Source organism: Aurantimonas sp. A2-1-M11, from assembly GCF_036549475.1.
Classification (GTDB): Bacteria; Pseudomonadota; Alphaproteobacteria; order Rhizobiales; family Rhizobiaceae; genus Aurantimonas.
The window spans coordinates 1-6,121 of sequence record NZ_JAZHLI010000123.1; the positions used below are offsets into that span (position 1 = coordinate 1).

The 6,121-nt window shown below is 61.6% G+C and carries 7 protein-coding genes; 5 read left to right on the forward strand and 2 right to left on the reverse strand.

What is annotated here, in order from left to right:
• Positions 1 to 701: 701 nt before the first annotated feature.
• The 4 genes from VQ042_RS24350 (at position 702) to VQ042_RS24365 (ending at position 5,317) form a co-directional block, all read left to right on the forward strand.
• Entirely contained in the window at positions 702 to 3,035 is a 2,334-nt protein-coding gene (locus VQ042_RS24350) for a heavy metal translocating P-type ATPase (RefSeq protein ID WP_331822858.1), read from the forward strand.
• 61 nt (positions 3,036 to 3,096) lie between these two features.
• Positions 3,097 to 4,380: a hypothetical protein gene (locus VQ042_RS24355; RefSeq protein WP_331822859.1), complete on the forward strand. Its 1,284-nt coding sequence runs from the start codon at positions 3,097 to 3,099 to the stop codon at positions 4,378 to 4,380.
• A gap of 32 nt (positions 4,381 to 4,412) precedes the next feature.
• Complete coding sequence (locus VQ042_RS24360; RefSeq protein WP_331822860.1) at positions 4,413 to 4,799, forward strand: DUF302 domain-containing protein; 387 nt, start codon at positions 4,413 to 4,415, stop codon at positions 4,797 to 4,799.
• Positions 4,799 to 5,317 (forward strand): hypothetical protein, encoded by a 519-nt coding sequence (locus VQ042_RS24365; protein ID WP_331822861.1) that lies wholly within the window; start codon positions 4,799 to 4,801, stop codon positions 5,315 to 5,317. Before VQ042_RS24360 ends, VQ042_RS24365 begins: the two co-directional genes overlap by 1 nt.
• On the opposite strand, the gene VQ042_RS24370 is transcribed toward VQ042_RS24365, so the two are convergent.
• Positions 5,298 to 5,585: an amino acid permease gene (locus VQ042_RS24370; RefSeq protein ID WP_331822864.1), complete on the reverse strand. Its 288-nt coding sequence runs from the start codon at positions 5,583 to 5,585 to the stop codon at positions 5,298 to 5,300. The two genes, VQ042_RS24365 and VQ042_RS24370, sit on opposite strands and share 20 nt — an antisense overlap.
• Positions 5,586 to 5,614: 29 nt before the next feature.
• Between VQ042_RS24370 and VQ042_RS24375 the strand changes: the two genes are divergently transcribed.
• The gene (locus tag VQ042_RS24375; protein WP_331822862.1) at positions 5,615 to 5,761 is read left to right on the forward strand and encodes a hypothetical protein; all 147 of its coding nucleotides are present in this window, start codon (positions 5,615 to 5,617) and stop codon (positions 5,759 to 5,761) included.
• Positions 5,762 to 5,826: 65 nt separating this feature from the next.
• On the opposite strand, the gene VQ042_RS24380 is transcribed toward VQ042_RS24375, so the two are convergent.
• Positions 5,827 to 6,121: hypothetical protein (locus tag VQ042_RS24380; RefSeq protein WP_331822863.1), on the reverse strand; the 295-nt coding region annotated here is incomplete at its 5' end.

Here is a 6,121-nt window from a genome sequence, read left to right on the forward strand (position 1 = left end):
AGTGCCACCGACAAAAAGTCCCTCAAATCGCGGCGAAAACTCGCCGGCTGGTCTCCCGACTACCTCGCAAAACTCCTCGATCCGACGGCATGAAATATGGATTCGGAGCCCTGCGCCGCGTGGCAATCGTCACGCGCGGCTTCATCCTCTCGGCCTTGCGTCCTATACCGCGAGCAGGGAACCCGACTGCACCCGTTCGCCCAGCCTCGAACCGTCCAGCTCGCATCGTCGCTTTGCACTCAATCGGGATCCGGCTCGGCCGGATCAGCAAATTCTCCATAGACGGTCACGACGCAGGCCCGCTCGTTCATGCATGGGCGGTTGTCGGACGCCGGCTCACCACCCGGCCGCAATCATTGCGCCCGCCGGCATCCGAAAACCTTCACCTTCTCGGACCTACAACGTCGCATCGGGAATGCCTGAATGCGGACAATACTCCACTTCAGACAGTGGGTTTCTCCGATGCCGTGTACGCGAGTGTTTGGGCTGTACTCTTGCCCGGACCACTTCGCCGCATACAGCGCGCGTCGGCGTGATGCAGGAGCGTGTCCCGCTCACCATTAGCATCGTTCGATCACGAGATGCCGCCCCGCTGGCTTGGTTTTGCTCCGACGTTGACATCACGACTAACATTAAAAATGGCTTGAGCTTCCGGTCACTGGAAGCTCCATTATGAGACGACACACCAGAGGTTGGCAGGCATGGACCACGATCATAATCACGCCGCGCCGGACGTCCTTGCGGGAGCCAAGTCGGCGAAGGATCCGGTCTGCGGGATGACGGTTGCGGTCAAGCCCGACGGGCGTCACGCGGAGTTCGAGGGCGCGACTTTTCATTTCTGCTCCGAGAAATGCCAGATAAAGTTCACGGCCGATCCCTGGTTCTACGCCTCGGGCCGGGCCGCAGGACGGAAGAAGGTCGCGCCAGCCAACGTCCAATACACATGCCCGATGCACCCCGAGATCGTCACTGACGCTCCTGGAGCCTGCCCGATCTGTGGCATGGCGCTGGAGCCGATGCTGCCTTCCGACGAGCCCAGCGAGGAGTTGATCGACTTCACCCGCCGGATGTGGATTTCGGCGGCGGCGGCGGTACCGCTGATCGTGCTGACCATGGGCGAACTGGTGGCGCTACCCGTGCGTGATTGGATCGGTCACCAGACCGCCAGCTATCTCGAATTCGTGCTGGCGACGCCGATCATTCTCTGGGCGGCTCTGCCGTTCTTTCAGCGTGGCTGGGACTCGGTGGTGAACCGTAGCCCTAACATGTGGACACTGATCAGCCTCGGCGTAACGGCAGCCTATCTCTACTCGTTGGTCGCGACATTCCTGCCGGGCGTCTTTCCCGATGCTTATCGGATGGGCGGAGGTGTCGGCACCTATTACGAAGCGGCCGTGGTGATCGTTGCGCTGGTATTCGTCGGGCAGGTCCTGGAACTGCGTGCGCGCGAACGCACTGGCGACGCAATCCGCGCGCTTCTGGACCTGGCGCCCAAGACCGCGCGCCGCATCTTGCCTGATGGCTCGGAATATGACGCGCCGCTGGACAACATTATGGAAGGCGACCGTCTGCGCGTGCGGCCCGGCGATGCGGTACCGGTCGACGGAACGGTGATCGAGGGGCGTTCATCGCTCGACGAAAGCATGCTGACTGGCGAGTCGATGCCGGTGGAAAAGGGTCCGGGCGATGCGGTGACCGGGGCTACGATCAACAAGAACGGCTCCCTGGTGATGGCGGCTGGCAAGGTCGGCTCCGAAACGGTGCTGGCACAGATCGTGACGATGGTGTCGAACGCACGCCGTTCCCGCGCCCCGATCCAGGGGCTGGCGGACAGGGTGTCAGCGGTGTTCGTGCCGGCGGTCGTGGCCATCGCGGTTTTCGCCTTCGTTGTCTGGCTGACCTTTGGCCCGGAACCCGCGCTTGTTTTCGCCATAGCCTCGGCCGTGTCCGTGCTGATCATCGCGTGTCCTTGCGCCCTGGGACTGGCAACACCGATCTCCATCACCACGGCGGCGGGGCGCGGGGCGCAGGCTGGCGTTCTAATCAAGGACGCCGAGGCGCTGGAGCGCATGGCGGCCGTTGATACACTGATAGTCGACAAGACCGGCACGCTGACCATGGGCAAGCCGAAGCTGACCGATACGCTCGCGCTCGGAAACCTGACGGAGCCCGACCTCCTATCACTGGCGGCAGCGCTGGAGCGCGGCTCGGAACACCCGCTGGCCGAAGCGATCGTCGAGGGAGCTGAGGCGCAGGGTGCCCCGCGTCAGGAGGCCGCGGACTTCGAAGCGGTCACCGGCAAGGGCGTGCGCGGCAACGTCGGCGGGCGCGCGGTTGCGCTCGGCAACTCCGCTATGATGCGGGAGATGGGGCTGGATGTGACGCGGGCCGAAGGGAAGGCCGACACGCTGCGCGCTGAAGGCAAGACGGCGATGTTCATTGCGGTTGAGGGCGCGCTGGCAGGCATCGTGGCGGTGGCCGACCCGATTAAGGAATCAACGGCGCAGGCAATCAGGGAACTCCACGGCCAGGGGCTACGCGTCATCATGGCGACGGGCGACAACGAACGCACGGCGCAGGCGGTCGCGGGGAGGCTCGGCATCGACGAGGTCCGCGCGGGGGTGCTGCCCGAGGCCAAGAAGGACCTGATCGACCAGTTGCGCCGCGATGGCCACAAGATCGCGATGGCAGGCGACGGCGTCAACGACGCGCCCGCGCTTGCCGCCGCTGATGTCGGCATCGCCATGGGAACGGGCGCAGACGTGGCGATGGAAAGTGCAGGGATTACCCTCTTGGGCGGTGACCTGATGGGCATTGTCCGGGCGCGCAAGCTGGCGCGCGCCACCCTGCGCAACATCAAGCAGAACCTGTTTTTCGCCTTCGCCTACAACGCCCTCGGCGTGCCTATCGCGGCAGGGCTTCTCTACCCCGTTACCGGGCTTCTTCTCTCGCCAATGATCGCGGCAGCCGCGATGAGCCTGTCTTCGGTATCGGTCATCAGCAATGCACTTCGGCTCAGGCGGGTCGACCTGTGATCCAGGCTTCCCTCAAGCTCAAAGCGCGTCGGTTTCCGACGCAGTCATGGTGTGGCGAGCAATGAGCAATTCACACTTGACGTCCTCTGATCCGACTCGTGTCCTCTCGGATCGGCTCAACCAGAACTGCTTCTGCGTCACGCTCGACCGTCGATCGCTGTGCGAGGCACTAGAGCAAGAAGCTGGCGATCCGGAATTCTGCGAAAGGTTCATCTGCCCTAAGGCTCACTTGTTCTCGAACGTGCCGGTATTCCTTGCTGCCAGCCAGGTAGCCGAGATGCAGAAGGTGGTCGCAGCTATCGAGCAGACGGCCCGGCTCACCGCGTACAAGGCCGCGGTTTTCTCTTGGGCCCCCAAAATCTCGCGGGAGGATCACGGCCCGGCTGGCGCCCTGATGGGCTACGACTTCCATCTCGGTGAAGACGGCCCCCGACTTATCGAGATTAATACCAACGCCGGTGGGGCATTCCTCAACGCTCTTCTTGCAAGAGCGCAGCGCACGTGCTGTGCGGAAATGGACCTACCACTTAAGCCGCACGCCTTTGAGGATGCGGCGTTTCGCATGTTCCAGAACGAATGGATGCGCCAGCGGGGAAACGGTGCAATACGTCGGATTGCTATCGTCGACGACAGGCCGGAGGAACAGTATCTTTATCCTGAGTTCGTGCTGGCGAGGCAAGCCTTGGCCGCTCGCGGCGTGGACGCAGTCATCGCGGACGCCAGCCAGCTTCGCCTTGAGGCCGGTCGGCTCAGCCTCGAGGGAAAGCCGATCGACCTTGTTTACAACCGGGTCACCGATTTTGCGTTCGATCAGCCAGAACACAAAGCGTTACGAGACGCCTACCGAGACGGCGCCGTGGTCGTCACGCCGAATTCATACAACCACGCGCTGCTCGCCGACAAACGGAACCTTTCGATCCTCTCAGATCCGGCATTGATCGAGACCTGGGGCTTGGAACCGACACTTCTGGCGCAGCTCCGTTCCGTTCCGCGCACTGTCCTTGTCACTCCCGAAAATGCCGAGGACCTTTGGAAGTCGCGGAAGGCCCTGTTTTTCAAGCCGATGGGCGGACACGGTGGAAAGGCGGTGTATCGCGGCGACAAGGTGACGAAAGGCGTCTGGGCAGAGATCGAGCGGGGTGGCTACGTTGCCCAGACTCTAGTCAAGCCGAGCGAGCGCATGATCAGGATCGATGACGCAGTCCAGCCGCGCAAGATGGACATCAGGCTCTATACCTATGATGGACAGGTGCTTCTGGTTGCTGCGCGCCTCTATCAAGGACAAACCACGAATTTCAGAACACCTGGAGGTGGGTTTGCTCCAGTATTTGTGATCAGATCATGACGGCAAGTCGGGGTAGATCAAAGGAACCGAGAATGAATTATACAATCAATCGAACGATTGCTGGCTGGGGTATCGATGACATTGACGCCCGAACACGCCAAGCGTTAGCGAACCATGGCTTCGGCATACTGACCGAAATTGACGTCAAGGCGACGATGAAGAAAAAGCTCGATGTCGAGATGTCGGCGTATCGCATCCTCGGCGCCTGTAATCCGAAGATGGCGCATCAGACTATCGGAATCGAACCACGGGTTGGCGCGATGCTGCCCTGCAATGTCATCCTGCGCGAAGTCGAGGGCGGCGTGGAAATCAGTGCGATCGACCCGGTGGCGTCTATGCAGGCGATCGAAAACGCCGAACTGACGGCCGTGGCGGGGGAGGTGCGGGACCTTCTGGCGAAGGCCGTCGACGCGATTTGATGGGATATACCAGTGAGACGAACGCGCGCGCCTTTTCCGAAGACCGCGCACGCCCTGCTGGCCTGTGGGAGGCGCCCGAACTCCCCGTCGCCTACTTCTCTTTCGTCCTGCATTTCGTCTGGGAGTTCATTCAAGTTCCGACCTATACAGGCATGGCCGAGATGCCCCACTGGGAGGCGATCAAGCTTTGCATGTCGGCAACTTTTGGCGATGTCGGGTTCGCGCTTACTGCATTTTGGGCTGCCTGTCTGGCGGCACGTAGCCGTGACTGGATCCTTCGGCCAACTCGCTTTCCGGCCGGGCTATTTGTCGTTGTCGGTATAGTCCTGACCGTAGGGTTTGAGTACTACTATACCAACATCAGCTTACGCTGGACCTATTCGGAATTGATGCCGCTTGTACCGCCCTTGGGCACTGGGCTGAGTCCGCTCCTGCAATGGTTCGTCGTTCCACTACTCGTAATCTGGCTGACCCGTCGGCACCTCCTGGGCGCGCAGGTCATACGCGAGGCCGTATGACGGTTCGGCAGCCCAATGCCCGCTGCGACCTCTGGTCAGTCGTCGGCCCGTAGGCTTTCTTCAGGATCATGCCGATGCCGCCCGCAGACGGAAACGCATTCGATATCTTGATGTAGGTGTAGGCGCTGAACCCGGTCACGATCGCACCGACAACAAACGAGAGCGGGAAGAGCGGCCCGGCGAGTTCGGCAATCTGGCCCGTCAGCGCAAAGATGCCTGCCCCAATCATCACACCGGTGCCCATGGCCACCGCGCCCGGCAGGGTAATGTGACGGGGTTGCCGCTTTTTTGGAGGCTATGCGAGAAAAGCCTGAAGGGGATATTGGTGACGAGCGAATACGAGAAGAACAGCCGGTCGCGGCAGGCGCCTCGCTGCTGATGGCGCTGTCGATGGTTATCAACGAAAGCCTCGTCGCTCGCACCTTCGGCACCTATTCCCTATAGGTCTTCGGAGGCGATCCGGACAGCGCTCTGGTATCGATCATCGGTGTCGGGCTGATTGTCTTCGCCTATCTTCTGAATGCCTCAGGCACACGGTCGGTCGGGCTGTTCTCCATCGTTATGGCGGTACTCAAGGTGGCGGGGATCGCGCTGTTCGGAGTTGCGGGACTCTGGGCGAGCGGCATCACCTTCGAGGCCACGGACGGCGAGATGGGCGCGGGCGGCTTCATCGCCTCGGTCGCGCTGTCTATCGTGTGCCTCCGGCGTGAGCCGCCTTGCGAACTTTGGATGAGATCGTTGTTTTTGCGGCGTGGTGTGGTGACCACGGTGCAAGCAATGAGGATATCCACGTGACCTACCATC

What these genes read in the sequence shown, in the direction of transcription:
- VQ042_RS24350 (WP_331822858.1), top strand. Translation starts at nt 702, where the DNA reads ATGGACCACGATCATAATCACGCCGCGCCGGACGTCCTTGCGGGAGCC.
- VQ042_RS24355 (WP_331822859.1), top strand. Translation starts at nt 3,097, where the DNA reads ATGAGCAATTCACACTTGACGTCCTCTGATCCGACTCGTGTCCTCTCG.
- VQ042_RS24360 (WP_331822860.1), top strand. Translation starts at nt 4,413, where the DNA reads ATGAATTATACAATCAATCGAACGATTGCTGGCTGGGGTATCGATGAC.
- VQ042_RS24365 (WP_331822861.1), top strand. Translation starts at nt 4,799, where the DNA reads ATGGGATATACCAGTGAGACGAACGCGCGCGCCTTTTCCGAAGACCGC.
- VQ042_RS24375 (WP_331822862.1), top strand. Translation starts at nt 5,615, where the DNA reads ATGCGAGAAAAGCCTGAAGGGGATATTGGTGACGAGCGAATACGAGAA.